This is a genomic window from Agromyces cerinus (genome assembly GCF_016907835.1).
Taxonomy (GTDB): domain Bacteria; phylum Actinomycetota; class Actinomycetes; order Actinomycetales; family Microbacteriaceae; genus Agromyces; species Agromyces nitratus.
In genome coordinates this window covers 2627573-2651299 of the sequence record NZ_JAFBCT010000001.1, presented here as the reverse complement: position 1 = coordinate 2651299, position 23727 = coordinate 2627573, and the positions used below count along the sequence as shown (strand labels likewise).

Below are 23727 nucleotides of genomic sequence, written 5' to 3'. Positions count from 1 at the left end.
GGCCCGAAGGCCTCAGTCGCGACGGCCGCGGCCCTCGCCGAGCGCCCAGATCGCGAGCTCGACCCGGTTGCGCGCACCGAGCTTCGTCATGAGGCTCGCGATGTGCGTCTTCACCGTGCTGAGCGAGATGTGCAGTTCGCCGGCGATCTCGGTGTTGCCGAGGCCGCGGGCGACCGCGGCGAGCACCTCGCGCTCGCGGGCGGTGAGCGGTTCGAGGAGCGGCGCACCGTGCGCGTCGTCTCGTGTGTCGACCGGGTTCGCCTCGGCGAACGCCTCGAGCAGTCGCACGGTCACGTTCGGCGCGATGAGGGCGTCACCGCGAGCGGCGGCGTGCACGGCCTCGGCGAGCATGGCCGGGCCGGCGTCCTTCAGGAGGAACCCTCGAGCGCCGGCGCGCAGGGCCGCGTAGACGTACTCATCGAGGTCGAAGGTCGTGATCACGACGACCGGGATCGGCTCCGCGACATCCGGACCGGCGATCGCCCTGGTGGCCTCGAGGCCGTCGGTGCCCGGCATGCGGATGTCGAGGAGGCACACGTCGGGCCGCAGCCGCCGCGCGAGGGCGATCGCCTCCGCGCCGTCGGCGGCCTCGGCGATCACCTCGATGTCGGGCTGCGTGTCGAGGAGCACCCGGAGCCCCGCCCGCACGAGCTCCTGGTCGTCGGCGATCAGCACGCGCACGGTCACGTCGACCACCCGCTGCGGGGGAGTGCCGCGGTCACGGTCCAGCCGCCCTCGGGCGCTGCGCCCGCAGCGCACGTGCCGCCGAGCAGTGTCGCGCGCTCGACCATGCCGACGATGCCGAACCCGGGCGAAGCGGATGCCGCAGCGGCGCCGTCGTCGTGCACGTCGAGCCGGATGCCGGCGTCGTCGACCTGCACGAGCACCTCGACCCGAGTCGCCCCGCGAGCATGACGCCGCGCGTTCGTCACCGACTCCTGCGCCATGCGGTAGACGGCGGCGCCGATCGTCGGCGGCACGGACTCGGCGTCGCCGGTGACCCGCACCTCGACGCGGGGAGATGCCGATGCCGAGTCGGCGGAGTCGGCCGAGGCGGCCGACGCGAGTCCACGGAGATCGCCGAGGCCCGGCCCCGGCGCGAGCTCGGCGGCATCCGCTCGGCGCAGCACCCGCACGATCGATCGCATCTCGGCGAGCGTGCGCGAGGCCTCGCCCTCGATGGTGCGCAGCGCTGCGATCGCGGCATCGGGGTCGGTGGCCGCCAGCACCGTGCCGGCCTGCGCCTGGATCGCGATCGCCGAGACGTGGTGCGCCACGGTGTCGTGCAGGTCGCGAGCGAGCTGCTCGCGCTCGTCGAGTTTCACCCGGTCGAGTTCGCGGGCGCGCGACCCCGCCCGCCAGCGGAACGCCGCGCCGAGCGAGATCGTGGCGACGAGCACGGCCGTGCCGCCGATGAGATCGGTGAGCGTCGTCGGTCCGAAGGCGAGGGAGAGCGTCGTCGAGCCGACGAGGAGCGCTGCGCCGACGATGCGCGCCGGGCCGTCGCCCCACCGGAACGCGGCGTAGACGAGCACGAGCATGTAGGCGGTCGCGGCGAGCTGCGGGTCGCCGCCCGTCGCCACCGAGACCACCGCGCCGGTGCCGAACGCGATGACGAGCATGAGGAGCGGCCGGGTGCGTCGCCAGAGCAGGGTCGGCACGAGGGCGATGAGCACGACGGCCCAGAGCCAGCGCCACGGCACGTCGGTGCGCAGCGCCGCCTCGAGCAGCACGAGCGGCGGGATGGCCGCGACGAGCACCCAGTCGCGCCAGACGCGGCGGGGCGGGGGCGGCGACGCGGCCGGCGCATGCCACAGCGCGCGGGCGGGGCTCGTCATGCCCCTCATCGTAGGGCTGCGGCGGCACGGGCGGATCGGCCGGAAGGACGGAACATGCCGCGGGCGTCGCGGCGCCGGATGACGACCTCGGCGACGGCGAGGTTGATCAGCCAGCCGGCGGCCATGAGCGCGGCGCGCTGGTTCACATCGGGCACGCCGAACAGCAGGAACCACGGGAGCATCGTGAACACCTGCGTGCCCGCGGCCAGGCCGATCGCGTAGCCGCGAGTCATCCATGCGCTGTGGGTGCGGATGTCGCCGCGCCGGATCGCGACGAAGGCGACCACGATGCTCGCGGCCATCGCGGTGCCGAACACGAGGCGGATGAAGAGCAGCGCCTGTCCGTCGGAGGTGGGCAGGTCGGAGAAGACCGTCAGCCAGAGGCCCGACAGGGCGGCGAGGAGGCCGGCCGGCGCCGCGATGCGTCCCGAGAGGCGGTGCCAGCGATGACGCCGCAGCGACGGCGCGAACTGCAGGGCGCCGAGCAGCGCGAAGACGGTCGCGCCGACGATGTGCACGACGACCGGCGCGGGGAACACGACGAACCGCGCATTGTCGGCCGTCACGACCGGGTCGCTCGCGAGTTCGGTGAGCCGCATGCTGCCGGCGACGATCGGCACGAGGCTGAGGAGGATGAGGCCGGCTGGTGCGAGCCATTCCCGGCGGCGGGTCGCAGTCGTGCGCGACATGATGGGGCGAGCGGATGCTTCGGTCATGACCCGATGCTCGCGGGAACCGGCCGGCGCGACATCGGGCGATCGGCCCGACCTGCCTCGTCCCTTCGGCCGAGGCGTCGCCGTAAGGCGCGGCGACCTCCGGGGCATCCGCTCCGAGGGCCAGAATGGCTGACATGGATGCCTCGCTCCCCGCCCTCACCGAGATGCCAGCGCCGCAGTACGTGATGTCTGGCGACGGCATCCGCATCGCCACGTACTCCTGGGGAGACGAGGACGCCCCGACGGTGCTCTGCGTGCACGGCTTCGCGTCGAGCTGCCGAGACAACTGGGTGAGCACGGGGTGGGTGCGCGACCTCACGCGCGCGGGGTACCGGGTGCTCGGCATCGACCAGCGCGGCCACGGCGCCAGCGACAAGCCGCACGAGGCATCCGCCTACGGCATGGACGCCTTCGTCGACGACATCACGACCGTGCTCGACACCTACCTGCTCGACACCGTGCTCTACGCCGGCTACTCGCTCGGCGCCCGGGTCGGCTGGCAGGTCGCCGTGCAGGTGCCCGACCACGTCGAGCGCGCCGTGCTCGGCGGCATCCCCGACGGGCGGCCGCTCGCGCGGCTGCAGATCGCCGAGGCGCGAGCGTTCGCGGAGTACGGCACCCCGGTCGAGGACCAGGTGACCCGCAACTACGTGACACTCGCCGAGCGGGTGGCCGGCAACGACCTCCTCGCGCTCGTCGCGCTCGCCGAGGGCATGCGGCTCGGCGACGCCGATCCCGACGTCGCGCACCCTCCGCTGCAGCCGATCCTCTTCGCGACCGGCAGCGAAGACGCGATCCTCGCGCAGTCGAAGCTGCTCGCGCGTGCGACGCCGAACGGCACCTTCGTCGAACTGCCGGCGCGGCACCACTTCAACGCGCCCGGCTCGCGGGTGTTCCGCGAGAGCGCCCTCGGCTTCTTCGCCGGTCGGGGCTGATCGGCGCGGTCAGTCGGCCGATGCAGCGGATGCCGCGGCTCGCGCCGCCTCGGCGGCACGCTCCGCCCATTTCGGGGTCTCGCCGTATCGCTGGAACGGCACGAGCAGCCCGGCGGCGCTGTCGTCGATGAGCTGGGCGAGCCGCCGCTCGCGGGTCGCCTCCTGCTTCGCGGTCAGCACCCAATGCGTGACCACGCGGCGGTAGGTCGGCGTCGCGGTCTGCCAGAACGCGGAGGCGGCCGGGTTCGCCGCGAGCCGCGCCGCGGCCTCGGCCGGCAGCCCCGGATCGGGGTTCTCGTGGGAGTAGATGCCCGATCGATCCTCACGACGTCGTTCGAAGGCGGCGATGCCGGCCTCGTGCATGCGGCCGGCAGCCGTGAGCTGCTCGACGAGCGCGATGTTCACGCTCGACCACGTGCTCGTGGCCTTGCGCGGGGTCCATCGCTGGCGCCGTGCATCGTCGTCGATGCGCTGCGAGACCGAGTCGATCCAGCCGAAGCACAGGGCCTCGGGCACCGCCTGCTCCCACGTCAGCCCGCGATCGGGCACGTGCTTCTTGGACAGGCCCATCCAGAGTTCGGTGGCCGTGTCGTGGTTGGCCTCGAGCCACGCTCGGAACTCCTCGGGCGAGGCGAAGAAGCGCGCCGGGCGCTCGGGGGTGCCGCCGGGGGTGCCGATCTCCGTCGTCATGCCCCGAGTCTGCCAGCACCCGCCGACGCGTCGGCACTGGTGCGACGCACTCCTGCGCGCGAGCTGATGCGCACGAGGGGCACCGCGGACTAGTTTGGAGGCGTGTCCGCACCAGCGACCGATGCACGCACCACCCACGCCGCCGGCGTGGAGCGCCTGCTCGCGAGCTACCGGGCCGTGCCGCCCGGCTCGCCGGTACGGCTCGCCAAGCGCACCTCGAACCTCTTCAGATCGAGGGCGGCGACGGATGCCCCGGGCCTCGACACCTCCGGACTGACGCACGTGATCTCGATCGACGTCGAGGCGCGCACCGCCGACGTCGCGGGCATGTGCACCTACGAAGACCTCGTCGCGGCGACCCTGCCGTTCGGACTCGCGCCGCTCGTGGTGCCGCAGCTGAAGACCATCACCCTCGGCGGAGCGGTCACCGGTCTCGGCATCGAGTCGACGTCGTTCCGCAACGGCCTGCCGCACGAGTCGGTGCTCGAGATGGACATCCTGACGGGGGCGGGGGAGGTGCTCACGGCATCACCGATCGAGCACGCCGACCTCTTCCGCGCCTTCCCGAACTCGTACGGCACGCTCGGCTACGCGGTGCGCCTGCGCATCGAGCTCGAGCCGGTGCTGCCGTTCGTCGCGCTCACCCACCTGCGATTCCACGCCGTCGCCGACCTGCTCGCCGCGATGGAAGGGATCGTCGAGACGGGCCAATACGACAGCGTCCCTGTCGACTACCTCGACGGCGTCGTCTTCAGCGCCGAGGAGTCGTACCTCTGCGTCGGCCGGCGCACCGCGGCATCCGGACCCGTCAGCGACTACACCGGGCAGCAGGTCTTCTATCGCTCCATCCAGCACGACGACGGCGCAGCCCGCGACCGACTCACGACGCACGACTACCTGTGGCGGTGGGACACCGACTGGTTCTGGTGCTCCGAGGCGTTCGGTGCGCAGCATCCGCTCGTTCGACGACTCTGGCCGCGCCGGCTCCGGCGCAGTCGGTCGTACGCGACGTTGATGCGACTCGAACGGCGCTACGACCTCGGCAACCGCATCGAGGCGGTCAAGGGCCTGCCGCCGCGCGAACGCGTGATCCAAGACGTCGAGGTGCCGATCGAGCGGTGCGCCGAATTCCTCGACTGGTTCCTCGAGCACGTGCCGATCGAGCCGATCTGGCTGTGCCCGCTGCGGCTGCGGGGCGACGACGCCTGGCCGCTCTACCCGCTCGAACCGCATCGCAGCTACGTCAACGTCGGCTTCTGGTCGACCGTGCCGGTCGGGGCGACCGAGGGCGAGACGAACCGCAGCATCGAACGCGAGGTCAGCGCGCTCGACGGCCACAAGTCGCTCTACTCCGACGCCTTCTACTCACGATCGGAGTTCGACGCGCTCTACGGCGGCGACGCCTATCGAGTCGCCAAACAGCGGTACGACCCGGATTCCAGACTCCACGAACTCTACGCGAAGGCGGTGCAACGACGATGACCACGACCAAGGGCACGGCGGCCGAGACGGCTGAGACACCCGAGCACCATGAGACGACGGATGCCTCGGGCAAGCTCACCCTCGCCGAGATCCTCGAGATCTTCGCCGGCGGCCGACTGCCGCTGCACTTCACCGCCTACGACGGCAGCTCGGCCGGGCCGCCCGACGCGACGCTCGGCATCGAGCTGAAGAGTCCGCGGGGCACCACCTACCTCGCCACCGGGCGCGGCGACCTCGGTCTGGCCCGCGCATACATCGCCGGCGACATCGACATCCACGGCGTGCACCCCGGCGACCCCTACGAGCTGCTGAAGGCGCTCGCCGACGAGCTCGTCTTCAAGCTGCCGCCGCCGCGGACCATGGCCAACGTGATCCGATCGATCGGGCTCGAGCACCTGCGCCCGATCGCGCCGCCCCCGCAGGAGGCACCGCCCCGCTGGCGCCGCGTCGCCGAAGGTCTGCGGCATAGCAAGAGCCGCGACGCCGAGGCGATCCACCACCACTACGACGTCTCGAACACCTTCTACGAATGGGTGCTCGGGCCCTCGATGACCTACACCTGCGCGTGCTATCCCGACGCCGAGGCCTCACTCGACGAGGCACAGGAGAACAAGTACCGGCTGGTGTTCGAGAAGCTGCGACTGCAGCCCGGCGACCGGCTGCTCGACGTCGGCTGCGGGTGGGGCGGCATGGTGCGCTACGCCGCGCGCCGCGGGGTGCGGGCGCTCGGGGTGACGCTGTCGGCCGAGCAGACGGCGTGGGCGCAGCAGGCCATCGTCGACGAGGGGCTGAGCGACCTCGCCGAGGTGCGGTACGGCGATTACCGCGACATCACCGAGTCGGGCTTCGACGCGGTCTCGTCGATCGGCCTGCTCGAGCACATCGGCGTCAAGAACTACGCGTCGTACTTCACCTTCCTGCAGTCGCGACTGCGCACGGGCGGGCTGCTGCTGAACCACTGCATCACGCGCCCCGACAACCGATCGGAGCCCGCGGCGAAGGGGTTCATCGACCGCTACGTGTTCCCCGACGGCGAGCTCACCGGCTCGGGCCGCATCATCACCGAGGCGCAGGATGTCGGCCTCGAGGTGATGCACGAGGAGAACCTGCGCCTGCACTACGCGCTCACGCTGCGCGACTGGTGCGCGAACCTCGTCGCGCACTGGGACGAGGCGGTCGCCGAGGTCGGACTGCCGACCGCGAAGGTGTGGGGCCTCTACATGGCGGGGTCTCGCCTCGCCTTCGAGACGGGCGGCATCCAGTTGCACCAGGTGCTGGCCGTGCGGCCCGACGAGCGCGGCGGCACGGGCGACCTGCCGCTGCGACCGTGGTGGACGCCCTGACCCGCTAGCGCTCGCTCGCGAGTGCTCGTGCCGGCACCGGTCCCCGCGTACGTTCACGCCCGGCCGGTGATCACCGGCCGGGCGCGAATCGATCAGCGTGAACGGATCAGGGAGCGACCGCGATCGAGAAGATGTGCATCGAGCTGTTCGTCGGCAGCACGACGAAGTCGACCGTCTTGCCTGCGGTCAGCGGCACCGAATGCGCGAACATGCGGTACTGGTAGGCGGCGTCTCCGTACCCGCTCGGTCGGTTCCGGCCGTTCGTCGAGATCACGAGTTCAGCACCGTGCGCATTCTCGTCGTGGAACGACCAGTTCGGGAAGCCGATCGCACCCGAACTGGTCGTGCCGTCGGTGTAGAAGACGGTCGCGGTCCCGGCCGCGTTGAGGCTGGAGCCGGAGCCGAGGAAGACGAGCCGCTGGCCCTGCGCGCCGATGCGCAGTGCCTGCCCGGCGGCCGTGACGTTGTCGGCGGTGCCCGGCTGCGACGACGGCATCGTGAGCGTGGCTCCGAGCGCCTCGATCTGGGCGCCCGGTGCGGCGCCCACCGCTGCGAGCTGCTCCGCCGAGAACGTGTTGCCCTCGCCGTCGAAGTTGCCGGCGGTCGTCTGCGACAGGGCCGTGATGCCCACGTTGTTGAAGAGCGTGGGGAGCGAGTCGGTGGGCGGCGTCGTCGGCATCGCTCGCACTCCGGTCGCGCTTCCCGCACCGTCGCCGCCCTTGTAGGTGACCGTCGAGGTGAAGACGCGCAGTGCGAAGCCGGGGCGCTTCTCGGGGACGCGCATCTGGAAGGTCGCGGTCTGGTCGCGGCCGGGCTTGATCGCGTCGACCTTCTGGCTCGACGGCACGACCTGCCAGCCGACCGGGCCCGCGAAGGAGACGACGACCGAGCTCATCTTCTCGGACGAGTCGTTCGACACGGTGACCTCGACCTCGGCGATCGCCGGGCCGTCGAGGTCGACCTCGGGAATCGAGACCACGATCTCGGGCGCGGGCTCCGCCGCTGCGGACGTCTCGGGGTCATCGACCTCCGACGACGTCGCCGACTCGGTGGGTGCCTCGGCGGCGGGTGCCTCCGATTCGGGTGCCTCGGTCTCGGGCGCCTCGGTCTCGGGGGCCTCGGTCTCCGGTGCTGCGGTCTCCGCCGCATCGGAGGCGGCGGGTGGTGCGGTCGCGGCCGGCGACTCCTCGGCGAATGCGCCGGCCACGGCCGACGTCGACCACGTGGACGCGGCGAGCACGAACACGCCGGCGATCGCGGCACGGCGAAGGAACTTCATCGACATGGTGAATCCTCTCTCAGCTGATCGATCAGACGACGGCGGGCATGGCGGAGCGGGTGGAGTCGAGGCCGAGGCGCATCTTCTTCCACTCGCCACGGGTGAAGTCGGGCACCTCGACGGGCTTGCCGCCCTTCTCGAGCGACGTCACGCTGAGCGGCACCGGCGCGCACCAGGCGGCGGAGTCGTAGACGTCGATGTCGGGCACGAGGCCGGCGCGCATCTGCTGCACGATCCGCCACTGCAGGATGTAGTCCATGCCGCCGTGGCCACCGCCGGCGGCCGGACCCTCGAGGTCCTTCCAGAGCCAGTGGTCGAACTCCGTGCGCATCGCGCTCGCGCCGCGCCAGGTGTCACCGCCGTGGTAGGGCTCCGCGTAGATGCGGGCACCCGTGGAGTCACCGCCGATGTAGTCCTCGAAGATGCCCCTGCTGCCCTCGAGCGTATTGATGCGGCTGTAGGGGCGGGCCTGGCTGACGTTGTGCTCGGCGCGGATCGTGCGGCCGTTCGCCGTCGTGATCATGCAGGTGACGAGGTCGCCGTTGATGTACTCCTCCTTCCACGAGCGGTGGTCGCGGGGCACGAAGCGTTCGCGGTAGTCGGCGAGGCCGCGCGCCGCCGTCGCCGTCGCCGTCAACGTGTCGAGGCGGTCGCCCCGGTTGATGTCCATGGCGGCGGCGATCGGTGCGAGTCCGTGCATGGGGTAGAAGCTCGCGGTGCTGCGGGTGTGCCAGAGCCGGCGCCAGTCGTCGGTGTAGTAGCCGTCGGCGAACAGCAGTGCGCGGAGGTCGTGCAGGTAGCCGCCGTGGCCGCTCGTCACGTCGCCGAAGACGCCCTCGTGCGCCATCTTCAGCATCGCGAGCTCGTTGCGCCCGTACGAGCAGTTCTCGGCGAGGAACAGGTGCTTGCGTGTGCGTTCCGACGTGTCGACGAGGTCCCAGAGCTCGTCGAGCTCCGTCGCGATCGGCAGCTCGATCGCCGCGTGCGCTCCCGCGAGCAGGGCGGCCTTGCCGTGCGCGTGATGGAACTCCCACGGCGTCGCGATGTACACCAGGTCGAGCTCTTCGGTGTCGAGCATCTTCTGGAACGACTCGTCGCTGCCGCCGTACTCGCGAGGCCGTGGTTTGCCCTTGCCGGCGACCCGATTGGCCGCAGTGGTGGCACGGTCGGCCCGGATGTCGCAGACCGCCGTGACGGCGGTGCCGGGCACGTCGACCCATCCGTTCAGCATGCCCATGCCCCGGTTGCCGAGGCCGATGAGGCCGATCTTGACGACGTCGACGGCTTCGAACGGCTCATTCGCCATCGACGTTGCGCCGCCCTTCCGGGCGGGGATGATCGCCGCGTTGGCGACCGAGGGAACGACGGCCGTGACGGCGACGCCGGCGAGGATTCCGCCGAGGAGGTTTCGCCGGCTGAAGCCGAATGCCCCCGAGTCCCGATCAGCACTGATCGGATCCTCGGTCGGGCGGGGGATGGTGAGAAAACGCGTCATGACACTCTCCAGGTGGGTTAGGGAATGCTCGGTGATGCTCGGTATCCCACACCCTGCTGGCCTGATCGTTTCGTGTCAAGAGTTGACGGAATATTGAGGATTTCGATCACAAATGATCAGTCGGCCTGCGCGCACGCACGAGAAGGTCGTGGTGTTCGGCCGCGCGAATACGACGTGACGGTGCGCAGAAATCACTGCTGATCTGGGGGAGCGCGACCGGCATCGGCTCCGATCGCCGAGCGCTCGCACTGAGCGGATCCTGCTCGTTCGCTCGCGGCCCGCCGGCGGGGTCGCCTGCGTCAGGAGCGCGCGGCGTCGGCGCTCGCCGCGGCGATGCAGGCCTCGAGCGCGACCCACGCGAGCATCGCGCACTTCACCCGCATGACGTACTTCGAGACGCCGTGGAAGGCGATCGCGTCGCCGAGCAGCTCCTCATCGGCCTCGCCCGCGCCCTGCGAACGCATCATCGCGCGGAACCCGTCGATGAGCTCTCGCACCCGGTCGAGGTCGGCGCCGGCGGCGAGTTCGGTGAGCGCCGAGGCCGAGGCCATCGAGATGCTGCAGCCGTCGCCGGTCCAGCCGATCGCCTCGAGCGCGGTTCCGGATGCATCGAGCCGGATGCCCATCGTGATCTCGTCGCCGCACGTGGGGTTCAGCTCGTGATGCGTCGCGTGCGGCTCGGCGAGTTCGCCGTCGCCGAGTCGTCGGCGCGAGTGGTCGAGGATGAGCTCCTGGTACAGACCCGACAGGTCGCTCATGCGCCGACCCCGAAGAAGCCGCGCACCTCGGAGAGCGCCGCGGCGAAGCGGCGCACCTCGTCGGCCGTCGTGTAGACGTAGGCACTCGCGCGCGTGGTGGCGCGCAGCCCCAGCCGCCGGTGCAGGGGCTGGGCGCAGTGGTGGCCGACTCGCACGGCGATGCCCTGCGAGTCGAGGAACTGGCCGACGTCGTGGGCGTGCACGCCCGGCACGTCGACGCTCGCGAGGGCGGCGCGCGGGCTGCCGGGCGGTGGGCCGACGAGGCGAACCCCTGCGACCCGCGAGGTCTCCTCGACGAGGAGTTCGGCGAGCGCCGTCTCATGGGCGTGCACGTTGTGCATGCCGAGCGCCTCGAGGTAGCGCACCGCCTCGGCGAGGGCCACGGCCTGGGAGACCGGCTGCGTGCCGGCCTCGAGGCGCTGCGGTGCGGGCAGGAACGACGCCGACTCCATCGTCACGGTCGTGATCGTCGATCCGCCGGTGCGCGCGGGCGGCAGCGCGTCGAGCAGGTGCGCCGTGCCGTAGAGCACGCCGATGCCCGTCGGGCCGAGCATCTTGTGCGCCGAGAAGGCGGCGAAGTCGACGCCGAGCTCGGCGAAGTCGACCGGGCGGTGCGGCACCGACTGGCAGGCGTCGAGCATGACGAGGGCGCCGTGGCGGTGGGCGAGCTCGACGACCTCTGCAGCGGGCGCGAGGAAGCCGGTGACGTTCGAGACGTGCCCGAAGGCGACGACCCGGGTGCGGGGCCCGATGACGGATGCCGCGTCGTCGATCGACCAGGTGCCGTCGTCGTTCACGGGGATCCAGCGCAGCGTCGCACCGGTCTTCGCCGCGAGGTGCTGCCACGGGATCAGGTCGGCGTGGTGCTCTGCCTCGGTCACGACGATCTCGTCGCCCGGCCCGAGCCTGAAGATCTCGGCCTCCGCGCCGCCGAGGCCGGCCGCGGCATCCGCCATACCGAGCGCGACCATGTTGATCGCGTCGGTCGCGTTCGAGGCCCACACGATCTCGCGGGGGCCCGCGCCGACGAAGCGGGCGACGGTCTCGCGCGCGTCTTCGAACGCGGTCGTCGACGTGCCGACGAGGGTCGACGCGCCGCGGTGCACGGCGGCGTTCGCGTGCTCGAGGTAGGCGCGCTCGGCGTCGAGCACGGCGAGCGGTCGCTGCGCGGTCGCCCCGGAGTCGAGGTAGGCGAGCGGATGCCCGTTCAGCTCCTGGTCGAGGTACGGGAAGTCCCGACGGAGCCCCGTCGGCAGCAGACCGTCGATGGTCGTCGTTCGATCGAGGGTCACGGTTCCTCCCAGTGGCCGGCGCGGGGGTGGCCGGCACCCTTCCAGTCTGACGCAGTTTCGATCGGTGATCGCCGTGATCGGGTCATCCGTCATCTGCCGCGTTCGAAATGTGATCGGCGGGCCTCGACGGGATACCGTTTGGTATGCCCCGGAGCATGAGTGAGCGCGGTGACCGCGATGACGAGGTCGACCTGCTGATCGACGCCTGGTCGCATCGCCTGCCCGGCGTCGACCTGACACCGCTCGACGTCATGTCGCGGCTGCGGCGCGTGGCGAACCGCCTCGGGCGGCTGCGGGCGAGCGCGTTCAGCGGCGCGGGGCTCGCGGTCTGGGAGTTCGACGTGCTGGCCGCGCTCCGGCGCGAGGAGCCGCCGCACGAGTTCAGTCCGGCGCAGCTCATCGAGGCGACCATGATCGGCAGCGCCGCGATGACGAACCGGCTCGACAACCTGACCCGCCGCGGCCTCGTCGAACGCCGGCCGAACCCGCGAGACGGTCGCAGCGTGCTCGTGCGTCTCACCGACGAGGGCGCGACGCGCGTCGACGCGGCGATGCGCACCCTCGCAGAGCGCGAGGCGGAGGAGCTCCGCGGCCTCAGCCGCGAGGAGCAGGCGACCCTCGCGGCCCTGCTGCGGCGGCTCGGGCAGGACCGGGAGTAAGGCGTGAACGGATGCCGCGGCATCCGTCTTCCCGTCGCTGTGAGAGGTTGAGAGCATGCAGTTCGCGATGCTCGAAGCCGGCGGGTCCACCTTCACACTGCGGCGTGCGGAGCGCGGCGACCTCGCGGCACTCGTCGCGCTGATCGCCGCGGATTCGCTCCGCGCCGCCGAGGAGGCGGCCTCGGCCGACGAACTCGAGCCCTACGAACGTGCCTTCGCAGCGATCGACGCCGACGACGCCCAGACGTTGACGGTGCTCGAGGCCCCCGATGGCCGGGTGGTCGGCACCATGCAGCTTTCGCTGATCCCCGGGCTCGCCCGACGCGGGGCGATGCGCATGCAGATCGAGGCCGTGCGCGTCTCGGAGGAGCTGCGGGGCCTCGGACTCGGCTCGGCGATGATCGAGTGGGCGATCGGCCATGCACGCGAACGCGGGGCGTCGCTGGTGCAGTTGACGTCGGATGCGCGCCGTGCCGACGCCCATCGCTTCTACGAGCGGCTCGGCTTCGCGGCATCCCACGTGGGGTTCAAGCTCTTCCTCTGACTCGCTGGTGGCCCTTGGTTGGCACGATGTGCCTATTGTGCACGACGTGCACATCGGCGAGGATGGCTCCATTGTCTGCCGATGAATGGGAGCTCCGTCGAAGATGACCGAGAACATGACGATCGACCTGCTCGTGGTCGGATCGGGAACCGGGCTCGCCGCCGCCCTCTCCGCGCACGAGCAGGGCGCCGAGGTGCTCGTGATCGAGAAGACCCGATTCGTCGGCGGCTCGACGGCGCGCTCGGGCGGGGCGTTCTGGATTCCCGCGAACCCGGTGCTCGATGAGCGCGGCGCGAACGATTCACCCGAGAAGGCCCGCGAGTACCTGACCGCGGTCGTCGACGGCACGAGCCCCGAGCCGCGGTGGGAGAGCTTCCTCGAGCACGGCCCCGACACCGTGCGCATGCTCGAACGCACGACGCGCATGCAGTTCACGTGGGCAGAGGGCTACTCCGACTACCACCCCGAGCTGCCCGGCGGCTCGCCCGCCGGTCGCAGCTGCGAGTGCCGGCCGTTCGACGTCGCCCGGCTCGGCACGGAACGTGCGCGGCTCCGGCCCGCCGTCATGGAGGCACCGTTGCCGATGCCCGCGACGGGTGCCGACTACAAGTGGCTGAACCTCATGGCGAAGTCGCCGGTGCGCGGCTTCGGCGTCGCGATCAAGCGCGCGATCCAGGGCATCGGCGGCAAGCTCATCGGCCGCGAGTACGCGGCCGGCGGTCGCGCGCTCGCCGCGGGCCTCTTCGACGGCGTCGTGCGCGCCGGCATCCCCGTGTGGACCGAGGTGGGCCTCGAGCGGCTCGTCACCGATGCCGACGGCGGCGTGATCGGCGCGGTCGTCACCCGCGACGGCCGGGAGATCACGATCACGGCCCGGCTCGGCGTGGTGCTCGCCGCCGGCGGATTCGACCACGACCTCGCGCTGCGGCGCACCGTGCAGTCGGCGTCGCTCGAGGACTGGAGCCTCGGCAGCGACGGCAACACCGGCGACGCGATCCGCGCAGCTCAGGAGCTCGGCGCGGGGGTCGCCCTGATGGACCAGGCCTGGTGGTTCCCCGCGATCTCGCCGCTGCCCGGCGAGCGGCCCATCGTGATGCTCGCCGAGCGCTCGCTGCCAGGCTCGTTCATCGTCGACGCCTCGGGCGACCGGTTCCTCAACGAGGCCGAGGACTACATGTCGTTCGGCCACGACGTGCTCGAACGGGAGCGCGAGGGGCGGCCGGTCGGCACCATGTGGCTCGTCTTCGACCAGGAGTACCGCAACAGCTACCTCCTCGGCGGGCAGGTGTTCCCGCGCATGGCGCTGCCGAACGCCTGGTACGAGCACGGCATCGCCGTGCGCGGCTCGTCGTGGGTCGAGCTGTCCGAGCAGATGGGGGTGCCCGCTGCCGCGCTGGGGGAGACCGCTCGCCGATTCAACGAGCTCGCCGCCGCCGGATCCGATGACGACTTCGGCCGGGGGGACAGCGCCTACGACCGCTACTACGGCGACCCGACGATCGCACCGAACCCGAACCTCCGCCCGCTGAACCCCGCAGGGCTGTACGCGGTGCGCGTCGTGCTCTCCGACCTCGGCACCTGCGGCGGTGTCACCGCCGATGCCGACGGCCGGGCGCTCGCCGAAGACGGCACACCCATCCGGGGCCTGTACGTGATCGGCAACGCAGCGGCCAACGTGTTCGGCGAGAGCTATCCCGGTGCCGGCGCCACGATCGGCCAGGGACTCGTCTACGGGCACATCGTCGCGAGCCACGCGATGGCGACGCGGGCGGTCGACGCGGAGCGCTGAACTCCGTCGCACGGGGGATTCGCGAGGGGGTCACCCGTCGGTAGCGTCGATGGCGTGAGCGATGAACGTGCCGACCCGACCGTCTCGATGACCCCCGTCTCCGCCGTGCCCGCGGTGTCCGCGATGCACGCCGTCCCCGACGCCGTACCGGTCGACGCGCCGCTCGAGGCACCCGGGGCGCAGCGCGTGCCGTGGGCGGCGGTCGCCGTCTTCGCGATCGTCTCGTGCGGGCTCGCGTGGCTCGTCGCCTCGCCGCTCTGGGTGCGAGGGCTCGGCATGACCGACCCGCTGCTTCCCGTGATCGCCGCCGCCATGATGCTGACCCCGGCGATCGCCACGATCGCCGCGCTCCTCGTGGAACGGCGCCACCGCGGGCGGCGCGGTGCACGCGGCATCCTGCGAGACCTCGGCATGTGGCCGCTGCGGCCCGTCGGCCGCACACTCGGCATGTCCGCCGCCGCGATCCTCGCGCTGCCGTTGCTGATCGCGGCGGGGCTGCTCGTGGTCGGGCTGCTCGGCCTCGCCCGCTTCGATCTCATCGGCTTCTCGGGATTCGCCGAGCAGCTCGACACCCTGCTCCCGCCGGGCACGCCCGCCCCGCCGATCGCGCTGCTCGTCGCCATGCAGCTCGTGATGATCCCTGTCGGGGCGATCATCAACGCACCGTTCGCATTCGGCGAAGAGGTCGGATGGCGCGGCTGGCTGCTGCCCGCGCTGCGGCCCCTCGGCGTCTGGCCGGCGCTGCTCGTCTCCGGCGCGTTCTGGGGCTTCTGGCACTCGCCGCTGATCCTGCTCGGCTACAACTTCGGGCTCACCGACATCACGGGCGTGCTGCTCATGATCCTCGCCTGCACGGTGCTCGGCGTGCTGCTCGGCTGGACCCGGCTCCGCACCGGGTCGGTGTGGCCGGCGGTGTTCGGGCACGGCGCCTTCAACGCGGCGGCCGGCCTCGGCGCGCTGGTCGTCGCCGCCGATTCCCCGGTGCCGCCCGCATGGCTCGCCGGGCCGGCCGGACTCATCACCTGCGCGGTGATGGCGGCGGTCGTCGCACTGCTCGTGGCCGCCGGGCAGTTCCGTCGCGAGCGGCTCGACGCCCGCCTGGGCTGACGCCTAGCCCTGGTCGAACCAGCGCAGCACGCGCAGCGCCCGCAGCGTGTTCCATCGGCTCGGCTCGCCCTCGGGCGCATCGACGGCGAAGAACACCTCGCCGTTCCACGGCGTGCCCGCGAGCCAGCGGCCGTCGGCGCCGCGCTGCGAGACCACCAGTTCGACCGCATCGGCGATGCGCGGGTCCGGTCGGTCGTCGGCCAGCCGGAAGTAGTCGAGTGCGCGCAGCACGTCGTAGGTCCAGTACGGCGGGAACTTGGAGTTCGCGTAGCGGGGGAGCACGATCTCGCCGGTCGAGCGGCGGCGGAAGAGGCCCCGTTCAAGCAGGTACTCCTCGCCGAGGCGGCGGGATGCCGCGACCTCGGGCGGCGCGTCGGGCACGGCTCGTTCGTAGGCGAGCAACCCCTCGAGCACGCAAATCGTCGAGTCGAACGAGGAGCGGGTCGACTCCTCGATCGGCTCGCAGTTCCACCCTCCGTCGGCGAGCTGCTCGTGCAGCAGTCGCTCGATGATGCGGCCGCTGCCGGCGCCGAGCTCGCCGAAGTACGCAGCGAGTGCGAGCACGCCGCCGTTCACGCACTCCTCGACCTCGCCGTGGAAGAAGGGCAGGTCGCCCCACTCCCGCCAGACCACGCCGTCGCGCACCCGGGCGATCGCCGAGCGGGTCTGCGGGGCATCGGGGTCGATGCCGAGGCGTCGCAGCAGCTGGAGGGTCCAGATCACGCTCCGGCGATCGCCGTCGATGCCGTACTCCTCGCCGCCCCAGTAGCCGTCGTCGGGCTGCAGGGCGAGCAGGCGGGCACCCCAGCCTTCGGTCGCGATGCGAGCGCGCTCGCGATCGGTCTCGTCGGGCGGCGCGTCGAGCAGGTCGTGCATGACCTGCCAGCGGATCGCCGGGTCGGAATCGAGCAGCCATTCGGTGACATCGTCCATGCGCCCATGTTCGCGGACTTCTGCCGCGGTGACCAGATGCGGCCGGAACTCGCAGGAGCCCCCCGGTCTCAGCCTCCGAGCGGCACGTAGTCGAGCTCGAGGAACTCCTCGACCTCGGGCACCCAGCGATCGCGCACGAAGGCGACGTGCACCGGGTGCGCGTTGTAGCCGTCGTAGGCTGCCTGGTCGGCGAACTCCATCGAGAACCCGAACGCGTAGGCGTTCTTCGAGCTGACCTGGTCGAGCTGCTCGAATCGTTCGACGCCGGGGATCGCGGCGAGCGACTCGGCTTCGGCGAGGAAGGAGCGCTCCTCCGCGGAGCCGGAGGGATGCCGCAATCGGAAGGCGACCGTGTGTCGGATCATGTGCCCACTGTACGGCCGCGGCGTTGTGGCCGGCGGACTCGCGCACCAGTCGCCGGCTGATCGGTCAGGCCCCGACCACCTCGACGGAGAGCCACTCGGCGAGGCTCGCGACCTCGTCGTCGACGGCTCGGCGGATGTCGCGGCTGAACGGCACGTCTTCGTGCACCGCGTGCACGGTGAGCGTGCCGGCCTTGCGGTCGGCCTTCGCGTCGAGCTTGCCGACGAGGCGGTCGCCGTGCAGGATCGGCAGCGCGAAGTAGCCCCATCGACGGGCCGTGGCGGGCTTGTACATCTCGAGCACGTACTCGAAGTCGAAGAGCTGCTGCGCCCGCACGCGATCGTAGGTCAGCCGGTCGAACGGCGAGAGCAGGGCCGTACGCCCGGTGAATGGCCGGCCGAGCGCGGCAGGGTCGACCCGCCAGGCGCCGGGCACTCCCTCGACGATCGCCGGTTCGCCGGCCAGGCCGACGTCGACGGGCTCGAGCGGCATCTTCGTCGACTTCTCGCGGGCGATGCCGAGCGCCGTGAGCCGGCGCTCATTGCGCACCCGCAGCGCTTCATCGGCCGAGATGACGGGGGCCGCGAGCAGCTCGGCGGGGTACACCCGATCGGCAGGTGCCCAGAGCCGTTCACGCCCGCGTCTGGCGGCGATCGCGATCTCGCCGCGCAGCGCGAGGAGCTCGAGCATCCGGCCGACGTTCTGATTGTGGGTCCACCCGCTCGATTCCCACGGCACCGCGCTCGTGTCGGGGACGTCGCGGGAGAGCAGGGGTTCAGGGGACTCGGCGAGTCGGCGCAGGATGTCGCGGCGGAACGACTCGTTCTGCTCGAGCCACTCCCGTGACCGCTGCCACGTCGGCCACGTCGCCATGTCGGCGCGGTGCAGCGCGAGGTCTTCGATCGGCCGGATGAGCGCGTCGACCTCGAAGAGCGAGCGATCGTGCTCGAGCGCGCGGACGAGGTCGTCGGGCCGATACGCCGCGCCGAGACGACTCCACGCGACGAGGTCGGCGTTCGGCGCGATCGCCGCGGTCGGGTCGACCTGCAGCAGGGTGAGCCGGCGCACGACGTCGAGCAGAGCGGTCGGCCGGTCGGCGTCGAGCAATTGCGCGCGAATCGCGATGCGTCGCGCCTCGGCGCGATCGAGACGGTGGGGCTCCATGCGGCTCACGCCCCGTGCGGAACGACGAGCCGCATCAGCTGAGCGGGCGGTTGCTGCGGATGAGGCCGTCCGGGTCGACGCGCCGCTTGACGGCGGCGAGTCGGTCGAGCACCTCGCCATCGTAGGCATCGGCGAGCGTCGCGCCCGAACCGAGGAACGTCGGCAGCAGCGTGCCGCCCGGGTACTTGGCGGCGAGGTCCCGCATCGGCTCGAATGCCGCGGTGGCGTCGAGTGACGGGTCGAAGAGCAGCACGCCGCAGCTCATCAGGCCGTCGGACTGCGTCGCCCCGACCGCGGCGAACTCGGCGCCGAGTTCGTCGGCGATCGCACCGCCCATGGCGCGGATGCTGCAGCGCATGAGACCTCGCTCGGCACCGCGCAGGAACGCGTCGACGAAGTCGTGCGCGAAGGCGGCGGCGTCGAGTCCGTCGAGAGCTGCACCGAAGTCGGCCGACGGCATCGGATCGACCGGCTCCGCCGCGACGGCGGCGAGCGAACCGATCGTGAAGCTCGTGAGCGTGTCGGCGATCGGTTCGGCGACGGCGACGAGACGGTCGGCGAAAGCGCGCCCGGAGGCCTCGTCGCCGACGTGCACGAGCCCGACCGTCGCCACCGTGCGGCCGCGCAGATGCGGCGGGGCCTGGGGTGCGTCGGGGAAGTGCATCATGCCGATGTCGAGCCCGAGTTCGGGTTCGTCGCGAGCGAGGCCGAGGGCGGCGGCGACGACGGTTTCGGCCGCCTCGGCCGGGAACATCAGGCTGCCGCCGAAGATCGCCTCACCGGGGTAGAGCACGAGCTCGACCTCGGTGACGATGCCGAACAGGCCGCCGCCTCCGCGCAGCGCCCACATGAGTTCGGCGTCGTCGGCGTCGGTCACGCGGTGCAGCGTGCCGGCCGCGTCGACGAACTCGACGGAGATGATCGATCGGGCGGTGATGCCGTAGCGGCGACTGAACATCGAGTGTCCGCCGGCGATGGCGAGGGCGACGACGTTGACCTCGGGGTTCGACCCCGCGAGGGCGACGAGCCCGGTGCCGTCGAGCCGTTCGAGCGCGCGACCCCAGTTGACGCCAGCGCCGGCGCGGAGCACTCTGGCCTGTTCGTCGACGATGAGGGTGTCGAATCTCGTGGGTCGGATGAGCACGACGTCGCTCAGGTCGCCGGAGGCGCCGTGGCCGTTGGGCTGCACCGTCACTCCGAGACCGGTGGCCGCCGCTGTGCGGAGGATGGCCTGCAGGTCCGCGACAGCCGCCGGCTCGGCGATGGCCGCCGGCCGTTGGTCGACGCTGAGGTTCCACGGCATGCGCGCGGCCTCGTAGTCGGCGTCGCCGGGAAGGACGAGCGAACCGGCGAGTTCGGAGCGAAGAGCGAGGAGTTCGGATGCGGAGGTCATCGCATTCCTTTCGTCGGGGTCAACCTAGCGGAGACGACCGACGGCGTCACGCCCAGCCGGCTCCCGGGCCGAGCAGCGCGCGCCAGACCCAGCCGGCGCCGACGTCGACCGACGGGCGCGGATCGCGCATGAGCCAGGCCTCGACGACCCCGAGCGCCGAGCCCGTGATGCCGGCCGCGATGATGTCGAGCGGCAGGCCGTCGTACGCCCGGGAATCCGCGGTGACGAAACCGGCGCGCACGATCGCGTCGATGCGAGCACGCAGGCGGGCCAGCACCGCGGCCGACCCCGTCGGTCCGAAGACCGACCGGTAGAGCTCGGCGTGATCGTCGACGTGCTGCAGGAAGACGACGAGCGCCTGCGGCGGACCGGTCGGCGGCTCGTAGGTGTTCGGCAACATCGCGGCGGCGGCCTCGGCCGCCGCGTCGAGGGCGTCGGCGAGCAGCGTCTCCTTGTCGGAGTAGTGCTGGTAGAAGCTGCTGCGATTCACGCCGGCGCGCGCCGCGATCTCGGCGACCGTCACCTCGTCGAGCGGTCGTTCGCGGGCGAGTTCGAGCAGGGCGTCCTGCAGGCGTCGCCGCGTTCGCTCCACCCTGACGTCCATAGGGGGATTCTGCCAGCTCCGGATGTCCCGACGCGGCAAGATCTCCGACAGATGTCGGTTATCCTCGAGAGGGCTCGATGAAGCGCCGACCTCGTCACCTCATGAAGGGCGCCTCGGCTCATGGCTGAACTCCTCTACCGCATCGGTCGATTCTCCGTACGCCGGGCCTGGCTCGTGCTCGTCGGATGGCTCGGTGTGCTCGCACTCGCCGGCGGCGCCTTCCTCGCCTTCGGCGGCACGCTCACGCAGAGCATGAGCATCCCGGGCACCGAGACCGAGCGCGTCACCGAGCAGCTCGACGCGCGACTCGACGGGCTCGGCGGCGCCACCGGCACCGTCGTCTTCCAGACCGACGACGGCGAGGCGCTGAGCGATACGCAGCGAGAGGAGATCTCCGCGCTCCTCGCCGACATCGCCGAGATCGACGGCGTCTCGGACGTCGTGGATCCGTTCACCACGACCGCCGCTCGCGACGACCAGGCGGCGCAGCTCGCCGACGGCGCCGCGCAGATCGAGGCGGGCCGTGCCGAGCTGGCAGCGGGCCAGACCCAGCTCGATGCCGCCCGAGCCGAGCTCGACGCGGGGCAGGCGCAGCTCGACGCGGCGATCGAGCAGGCGAAGGCCGCAGGGGCGTACGACCAGGCAGCCGCCCAGTTCGACGCGCAGCAGGCGCAGCTCGACGCGGGCGCCGCCGAGCTCGACGCGCAGCAGGCCGAGCTCGATGCCGGCGCCGAGGAGCTCGACGCCTCGGCCGCCGAACTCGAGGACGGTGAGCGACTCATGGACGCCGCCGCCGAGATCCGCACGGTCTCCACCGACGAGAGCACGGCGATCGGCGCCGTCATGTTCGAGGACGACCTCTTCTCGCTGTCGAGCGAGCTGAAAGCCGAGGTCGCCGCCGAGCTCGACGGAGCCGACATCGACGGCGTGAACGTCGACTACTCCTCGGAGATCGCCGCGTCGATCGACGGGCTCATCGGCGTCGGCGAGATCGTCGGCGTGCTCATCGCCGCGCTCGTGCTCATCATCGTGTTCCGGGCGCTCCTGCCGGCCACCCTGCCGATCATCTCCTCGTTCATCGGCGTCGGCATCGGCGTGGCCGGGTCGCTCGCCTTCTCGGGCGTCGTCGACATGTCGTCGGTGACCCCCGTGCTCGGCGTCATGCTCGGCCTCGCAGTCGGCATCGACTATGCGCTCTTCATCATCAACCGGCACCGGCGCCAGGTGCTCGCCGGCATGGAGCTGCACGAGTCGATCGGGCTCGCCAACGGCACCGCGGGCAACGCCGTCGTCTTCGCCGGCTCGACCGTGCTCGTCGCGCTGCTCGCGCTGAACGTCACCGGCATCCCGTTCCTCGGCATCATGGGCACCGTCGGCGCGGTCTGCGTGCTCGTCGCCGTGCTCATCGCGGTCACGCTCACCCCGGCGCTGCTCGGCCTCATCGGGGTGCGCGTGCTCTCGAAGCGCGCCCGTGCCGAGATCGGCCACGAGTCGCACGCCGCGCCGAAGCTCGTCGCCATGCCGACGTGGCGGGCGATCGTCACCGCGGTCGTGTCGATCGTCGTGCTCCTCGTCATCGCCATCCCGGCGCTCTCGATGCGGCTCGGCCTGCCCGACGGGGCATCCGAATCACCGGATGCCACGACCTATCAGGCCTACACCGCGGTCTCCGATGCCTTCGGCGCCGGCCAGAACGGTCCGCTGCTCGTCACTGCGACGCTGCCCGACGGGGTCGCCGAAGACGAGGTCGTGGCCACCCAGGCCGATCTCGCCGAGTGGCTCATGGGCGTCGACGACGTCGTCGCCGTCGCCCCGGCGGGCGTCTCCGACGAGCGCGACTTCTTCGCCTTCCAGGTCGTGCCGAGCGACGGCCCCTCGAGCGAGTCGACCGAGGCGCTCGTGCACGAACTGCGCAGCCAGTCGCCGATCGACGGCGACGAGGCATCCGCTGCCGGTCTCGACGGCGTCGAACTCGGCGTCGCGGGCGGGGCGAGCGGCAACATCGACATCTCGGCGAAGCTCGCCGGGGTGCTGCCGCTCTACCTCGCGGTCGTGGTGGGGCTCTCGCTCATCATCCTGATCCTCGTGTTCCGCTCGATCCTGGTGCCGCTCATCGCGACGGCCGGCTTCGTGCTCTCGCTGTTCGCGGCGTTCGGCGCCACGGTCGCGATCTTCCAGTGGGGCTGGTTCGGCGAGGTCTTCGGCGTGCACAACCCGGGGCCGGTGCTGAACTTCGCGCCGATCATCGTGATGGGCGTGCTCTTCGGCCTCGCGATGGACTACCAGCTGTTCCTCGTCTCGGGCATGCGCGAGGCCTACGTGCACGGCACCCCGGCGCGGGTCGCCGTCGTCGCGGGCCTGCGCGGCGGGCGGGCGGTGGTCACCGCGGCGGCGATCATCATGGCGGCCGTCTTCGGCGGCTTCGTCTTCTCGCACCTCACGATGGTGCGGCCGCTCGGCTTCGGCCTCGCGATCGGCGTGCTCTTCGACGCCTTCATCGTGCGCATGCTGTTGACGCCGGCGATCATGCACCTGCTCGGCCCGGCCGCCTGGTGGCTGCCGAAGTGGCTCGACCGGCTGCTGCCCGACGTCGATGTCGAGGGCGCGGCCCTCGAGCGGAGCCACCCGGTGCACGGGGCGACGACCGCCGATGCGGCGACGACGGATGCCTCGGCGGAAGAGTCGGCGACGTCGGCGACGGACGAGGCGACGGGGCTCAGCGCAGATCGAGGCGCATGAGCACGCGGGGGAACCCGCCCACCACCGACTCGGTGTCGGCCGCCTTCGTGAAGCCGGCCCGCTCGAACAGTGCGCGGGTGCCGACGTAGGCCATGGTCAGGTCGACCTTCTCGCCCCGGTTGTCGACCGGGTAGCCCTCGATCGCCGGCGCGCCGTGCTCGCGGGCGAACTCGACCGCGCCGGCGAGCAGGTGGTGGCTGATGCCGCTCTTGCGGTGCCCGGGCCGCACGCGGATGCACCACACCGACCACACGTCGAGGTCGTCGACGTGCGGGATCTTGCGGTTCTTCGCGAAGCTCGTGTCGGCGCGCGGATGCACCCCCGCCCAGCCGACCACCTCGTCGCCGTCGTAGGCGAGCACGCCGGGCGGAGGGTCGAGCGCGCAGAGCTCGCGCACGCGGTCGGCGCGCTCGGGCCCGCGCAACTCGACGTTCTCTTTCGAGGAGAGCAGCCGGTAGCTCAGGCAGAAGCACACGTTCGACGTCGGGTTCTTCGGCCCGACGACCGCCGCGACGTCGTCGAACTCGGTCGCCGCGCGCACCTCGATCGCCATGACGTCAGCCTGCCACCGCCGACCGACATCTGGAACCCGCCGGCGGCGACG

Annotated in this window: 22 protein-coding genes; 8 read left to right on the top strand and 14 right to left on the bottom strand. The window is 71.5% G+C overall.

Features of this window, described 5'->3' with window-relative positions:
- Positions 1-12 precede the first annotated feature (12 nt).
- Genes JOE59_RS12370 through JOE59_RS12360 form a run of 3 tightly spaced genes read right to left on the bottom strand, consistent with a single transcriptional unit; the run spans position 13 to position 2554 of the window.
- A complete protein-coding gene (locus JOE59_RS12370) occupies positions 13-687 on the bottom strand; it encodes a response regulator (protein ID WP_204463382.1) in 675 nt (224 codons plus the stop codon).
- Positions 684-1838: a sensor histidine kinase gene (locus JOE59_RS12365; protein ID WP_204460868.1), complete on the bottom strand. Its 1155-nt coding sequence runs from the start codon at positions 1836-1838 to the stop codon at positions 684-686. The genes JOE59_RS12370 and JOE59_RS12365 overlap by 4 nt, the downstream gene beginning before the upstream one ends.
- 5 nt (positions 1839-1843) lie before the next feature.
- On the bottom strand, positions 1844-2554 hold the full coding sequence (locus tag JOE59_RS12360; protein WP_239560237.1) for a DUF2306 domain-containing protein: 711 nt from the start codon (positions 2552-2554) through the stop codon (positions 1844-1846).
- A 134-nt stretch (positions 2555-2688) separates the two neighbouring features.
- Here JOE59_RS12360 and JOE59_RS12355 point away from each other — a divergent pair, with 134 nt between their 5' ends.
- Positions 2689-3489 (top strand): alpha/beta fold hydrolase, encoded by an 801-nt coding sequence (locus tag JOE59_RS12355; protein ID WP_204460867.1) that lies wholly within the window; start codon positions 2689-2691, stop codon positions 3487-3489.
- 9 nt (positions 3490-3498) lie between these two features.
- On the opposite strand, the gene JOE59_RS12350 is transcribed toward JOE59_RS12355, so the two are convergent.
- Positions 3499-4179, bottom strand: a complete 681-nt coding sequence (locus tag JOE59_RS12350; RefSeq protein WP_204460866.1) for a YdeI/OmpD-associated family protein — start codon at positions 4177-4179, stop codon at positions 3499-3501.
- A 102-nt stretch (positions 4180-4281) separates the two neighbouring features.
- On the opposite strand from JOE59_RS12350, the gene JOE59_RS12345 reads away from it, so the two are divergent.
- Both JOE59_RS12345 and JOE59_RS12340 read left to right on the top strand, forming a co-directional pair.
- A complete protein-coding gene (locus tag JOE59_RS12345) occupies positions 4282-5661 on the top strand; it encodes an FAD-binding oxidoreductase (RefSeq protein WP_307837052.1) in 1380 nt (459 codons plus the stop codon).
- A complete protein-coding gene (locus tag JOE59_RS12340; RefSeq protein WP_204460864.1) occupies positions 5658-7004 on the top strand; it encodes a class I SAM-dependent methyltransferase in 1347 nt (448 codons plus the stop codon). The genes JOE59_RS12345 and JOE59_RS12340 overlap by 4 nt, the downstream gene beginning before the upstream one ends.
- 106 nt (positions 7005-7110) lie before the next feature.
- Here JOE59_RS12340 and JOE59_RS12335 read toward each other — a convergent pair whose 3' ends face one another.
- The 4 genes from JOE59_RS12335 to JOE59_RS12320 form a co-directional block, all read right to left on the bottom strand.
- A complete protein-coding gene (locus JOE59_RS12335; protein WP_204460862.1) occupies positions 7111-8289 on the bottom strand; it encodes a beta-sandwich domain-containing protein in 1179 nt (392 codons plus the stop codon).
- Between the two features lie 25 nt (positions 8290-8314).
- On the bottom strand, positions 8315-9778 hold the full coding sequence (locus tag JOE59_RS12330) for a Gfo/Idh/MocA family protein (RefSeq protein ID WP_204460860.1): 1464 nt from the start codon (positions 9776-9778) through the stop codon (positions 8315-8317).
- A 299-nt stretch (positions 9779-10077) separates the two neighbouring features.
- Positions 10078-10536, bottom strand: coding sequence for a Fe-S cluster assembly sulfur transfer protein SufU (sufU, locus tag JOE59_RS12325; RefSeq protein WP_204460859.1), 459 nt, complete (start codon positions 10534-10536; stop codon positions 10078-10080).
- A complete protein-coding gene (locus JOE59_RS12320) occupies positions 10533-11828 on the bottom strand; it encodes a SufS family cysteine desulfurase (protein WP_307837051.1) in 1296 nt (431 codons plus the stop codon). Before JOE59_RS12320 ends, sufU begins: the two co-directional genes overlap by 4 nt.
- Before the next feature lie 155 nt (positions 11829-11983).
- Here JOE59_RS12320 and JOE59_RS12315 point away from each other — a divergent pair, with 155 nt between their 5' ends.
- The 4 genes from JOE59_RS12315 (at position 11984) to JOE59_RS12300 (ending at position 15927) form a co-directional block, all read left to right on the top strand.
- The gene (locus JOE59_RS12315; protein ID WP_204460857.1) at positions 11984-12487 is read left to right on the top strand and encodes a MarR family winged helix-turn-helix transcriptional regulator; all 504 of its coding nucleotides are present in this window, start codon (positions 11984-11986) and stop codon (positions 12485-12487) included.
- Between the two features lie 55 nt (positions 12488-12542).
- Positions 12543-13031, top strand: coding sequence for a GNAT family N-acetyltransferase (locus JOE59_RS12310; RefSeq protein WP_204460856.1), 489 nt, complete (start codon positions 12543-12545; stop codon positions 13029-13031).
- A gap of 103 nt (positions 13032-13134) precedes the next feature.
- Complete coding sequence (locus JOE59_RS12305) at positions 13135-14820, top strand: 3-ketosteroid-delta-1-dehydrogenase (RefSeq protein WP_204460855.1); 1686 nt, start codon at positions 13135-13137, stop codon at positions 14818-14820.
- Between the two features lie 54 nt (positions 14821-14874).
- Positions 14875-15927 (top strand): CPBP family intramembrane glutamic endopeptidase, encoded by a 1053-nt coding sequence (locus JOE59_RS12300; RefSeq protein ID WP_307837050.1) that lies wholly within the window; start codon positions 14875-14877, stop codon positions 15925-15927.
- 3 nt (positions 15928-15930) lie between these two features.
- Here JOE59_RS12300 and JOE59_RS12295 read toward each other — a convergent pair whose 3' ends face one another.
- The 5 genes from JOE59_RS12295 to JOE59_RS12275 all read right to left on the bottom strand — a co-directional run bounded on the left by JOE59_RS12295 (position 15931) and on the right by JOE59_RS12275 (position 20384).
- Entirely contained in the window at positions 15931-16860 is a 930-nt protein-coding gene (locus JOE59_RS12295; protein WP_204460852.1) for a prenyltransferase/squalene oxidase repeat-containing protein, read from the bottom strand.
- Positions 16861-16928: 68 nt separating this feature from the next.
- Positions 16929-17225 (bottom strand): Dabb family protein, encoded by a 297-nt coding sequence (locus JOE59_RS12290; RefSeq protein ID WP_204460850.1) that lies wholly within the window; start codon positions 17223-17225, stop codon positions 16929-16931.
- 64 nt (positions 17226-17289) lie between these two features.
- Entirely contained in the window at positions 17290-18387 is a 1098-nt protein-coding gene (locus JOE59_RS12285) for a DNA glycosylase AlkZ-like family protein (RefSeq protein ID WP_204460847.1), read from the bottom strand.
- Positions 18388-18421: 34 nt separating this feature from the next.
- The gene (locus JOE59_RS12280; RefSeq protein WP_204460845.1) at positions 18422-19780 is read right to left on the bottom strand and encodes an FAD-binding oxidoreductase; all 1359 of its coding nucleotides are present in this window, start codon (positions 19778-19780) and stop codon (positions 18422-18424) included.
- A 46-nt stretch (positions 19781-19826) separates the two neighbouring features.
- Positions 19827-20384, bottom strand: a complete 558-nt coding sequence (locus tag JOE59_RS12275; RefSeq protein ID WP_204460843.1) for a TetR/AcrR family transcriptional regulator — start codon at positions 20382-20384, stop codon at positions 19827-19829.
- Between the two features lie 120 nt (positions 20385-20504).
- On the opposite strand from JOE59_RS12275, the gene JOE59_RS12270 reads away from it, so the two are divergent.
- Positions 20505-23123 carry an MMPL family transporter gene (locus JOE59_RS12270; protein ID WP_204460841.1) on the top strand — a complete coding sequence of 873 codons (2619 nt, stop codon included), beginning with the start codon at positions 20505-20507 and terminating at the stop codon, positions 23121-23123.
- Here the strand turns inward: JOE59_RS12270 and JOE59_RS12265 are convergent.
- The gene (locus JOE59_RS12265) at positions 23101-23676 is read right to left on the bottom strand and encodes a GNAT family N-acetyltransferase (protein ID WP_204460838.1); all 576 of its coding nucleotides are present in this window, start codon (positions 23674-23676) and stop codon (positions 23101-23103) included. The genes JOE59_RS12270 and JOE59_RS12265 overlap by 23 nt on opposite strands.
- Between the last annotated feature and the right edge of the window lie 51 nt (positions 23677-23727).

Bases quoted from the DNA above. Each gene is read 5' to 3' on its own strand.
- JOE59_RS12340 (WP_204460864.1), top strand. From the start codon at position 5,658: ATGACCACGACCAAGGGCACGGCGGCCGAGACGGCTGAGACACCCGAG.
- JOE59_RS12285 (WP_204460847.1), bottom strand. From the start codon at position 18,387: ATGGAGCCCCACCGTCTCGATCGCGCCGAGGCGCGACGCATCGCGATT.
- JOE59_RS12360 (WP_239560237.1), bottom strand. From the start codon at position 2,554: ATGACCGAAGCATCCGCTCGCCCCATCATGTCGCGCACGACTGCGACC.
- JOE59_RS12310 (WP_204460856.1), top strand. From the start codon at position 12,543: ATGCAGTTCGCGATGCTCGAAGCCGGCGGGTCCACCTTCACACTGCGG.
- JOE59_RS12265 (WP_204460838.1), bottom strand. From the start codon at position 23,676: ATGGCGATCGAGGTGCGCGCGGCGACCGAGTTCGACGACGTCGCGGCG.
- JOE59_RS12305 (WP_204460855.1), top strand. From the start codon at position 13,135: ATGACCGAGAACATGACGATCGACCTGCTCGTGGTCGGATCGGGAACC.
- JOE59_RS12355 (WP_204460867.1), top strand. From the start codon at position 2,689: ATGGATGCCTCGCTCCCCGCCCTCACCGAGATGCCAGCGCCGCAGTAC.
- JOE59_RS12290 (WP_204460850.1), bottom strand. From the start codon at position 17,225: ATGATCCGACACACGGTCGCCTTCCGATTGCGGCATCCCTCCGGCTCC.
- JOE59_RS12330 (WP_204460860.1), bottom strand. From the start codon at position 9,778: ATGACGCGTTTTCTCACCATCCCCCGCCCGACCGAGGATCCGATCAGT.
- JOE59_RS12365 (WP_204460868.1), bottom strand. From the start codon at position 1,838: ATGACGAGCCCCGCCCGCGCGCTGTGGCATGCGCCGGCCGCGTCGCCG.
- JOE59_RS12315 (WP_204460857.1), top strand. From the start codon at position 11,984: ATGAGTGAGCGCGGTGACCGCGATGACGAGGTCGACCTGCTGATCGAC.
- sufU (WP_204460859.1), bottom strand. From the start codon at position 10,536: ATGAGCGACCTGTCGGGTCTGTACCAGGAGCTCATCCTCGACCACTCG.
- JOE59_RS12275 (WP_204460843.1), bottom strand. From the start codon at position 20,384: ATGGACGTCAGGGTGGAGCGAACGCGGCGACGCCTGCAGGACGCCCTG.
- JOE59_RS12295 (WP_204460852.1), bottom strand. From the start codon at position 16,860: ATGGACGATGTCACCGAATGGCTGCTCGATTCCGACCCGGCGATCCGC.
- JOE59_RS12280 (WP_204460845.1), bottom strand. From the start codon at position 19,780: ATGACCTCCGCATCCGAACTCCTCGCTCTTCGCTCCGAACTCGCCGGT.
- JOE59_RS12335 (WP_204460862.1), bottom strand. From the start codon at position 8,289: ATGTCGATGAAGTTCCTTCGCCGTGCCGCGATCGCCGGCGTGTTCGTG.
- JOE59_RS12270 (WP_204460841.1), top strand. From the start codon at position 20,505: ATGGCTGAACTCCTCTACCGCATCGGTCGATTCTCCGTACGCCGGGCC.
- JOE59_RS12350 (WP_204460866.1), bottom strand. From the start codon at position 4,179: ATGACGACGGAGATCGGCACCCCCGGCGGCACCCCCGAGCGCCCGGCG.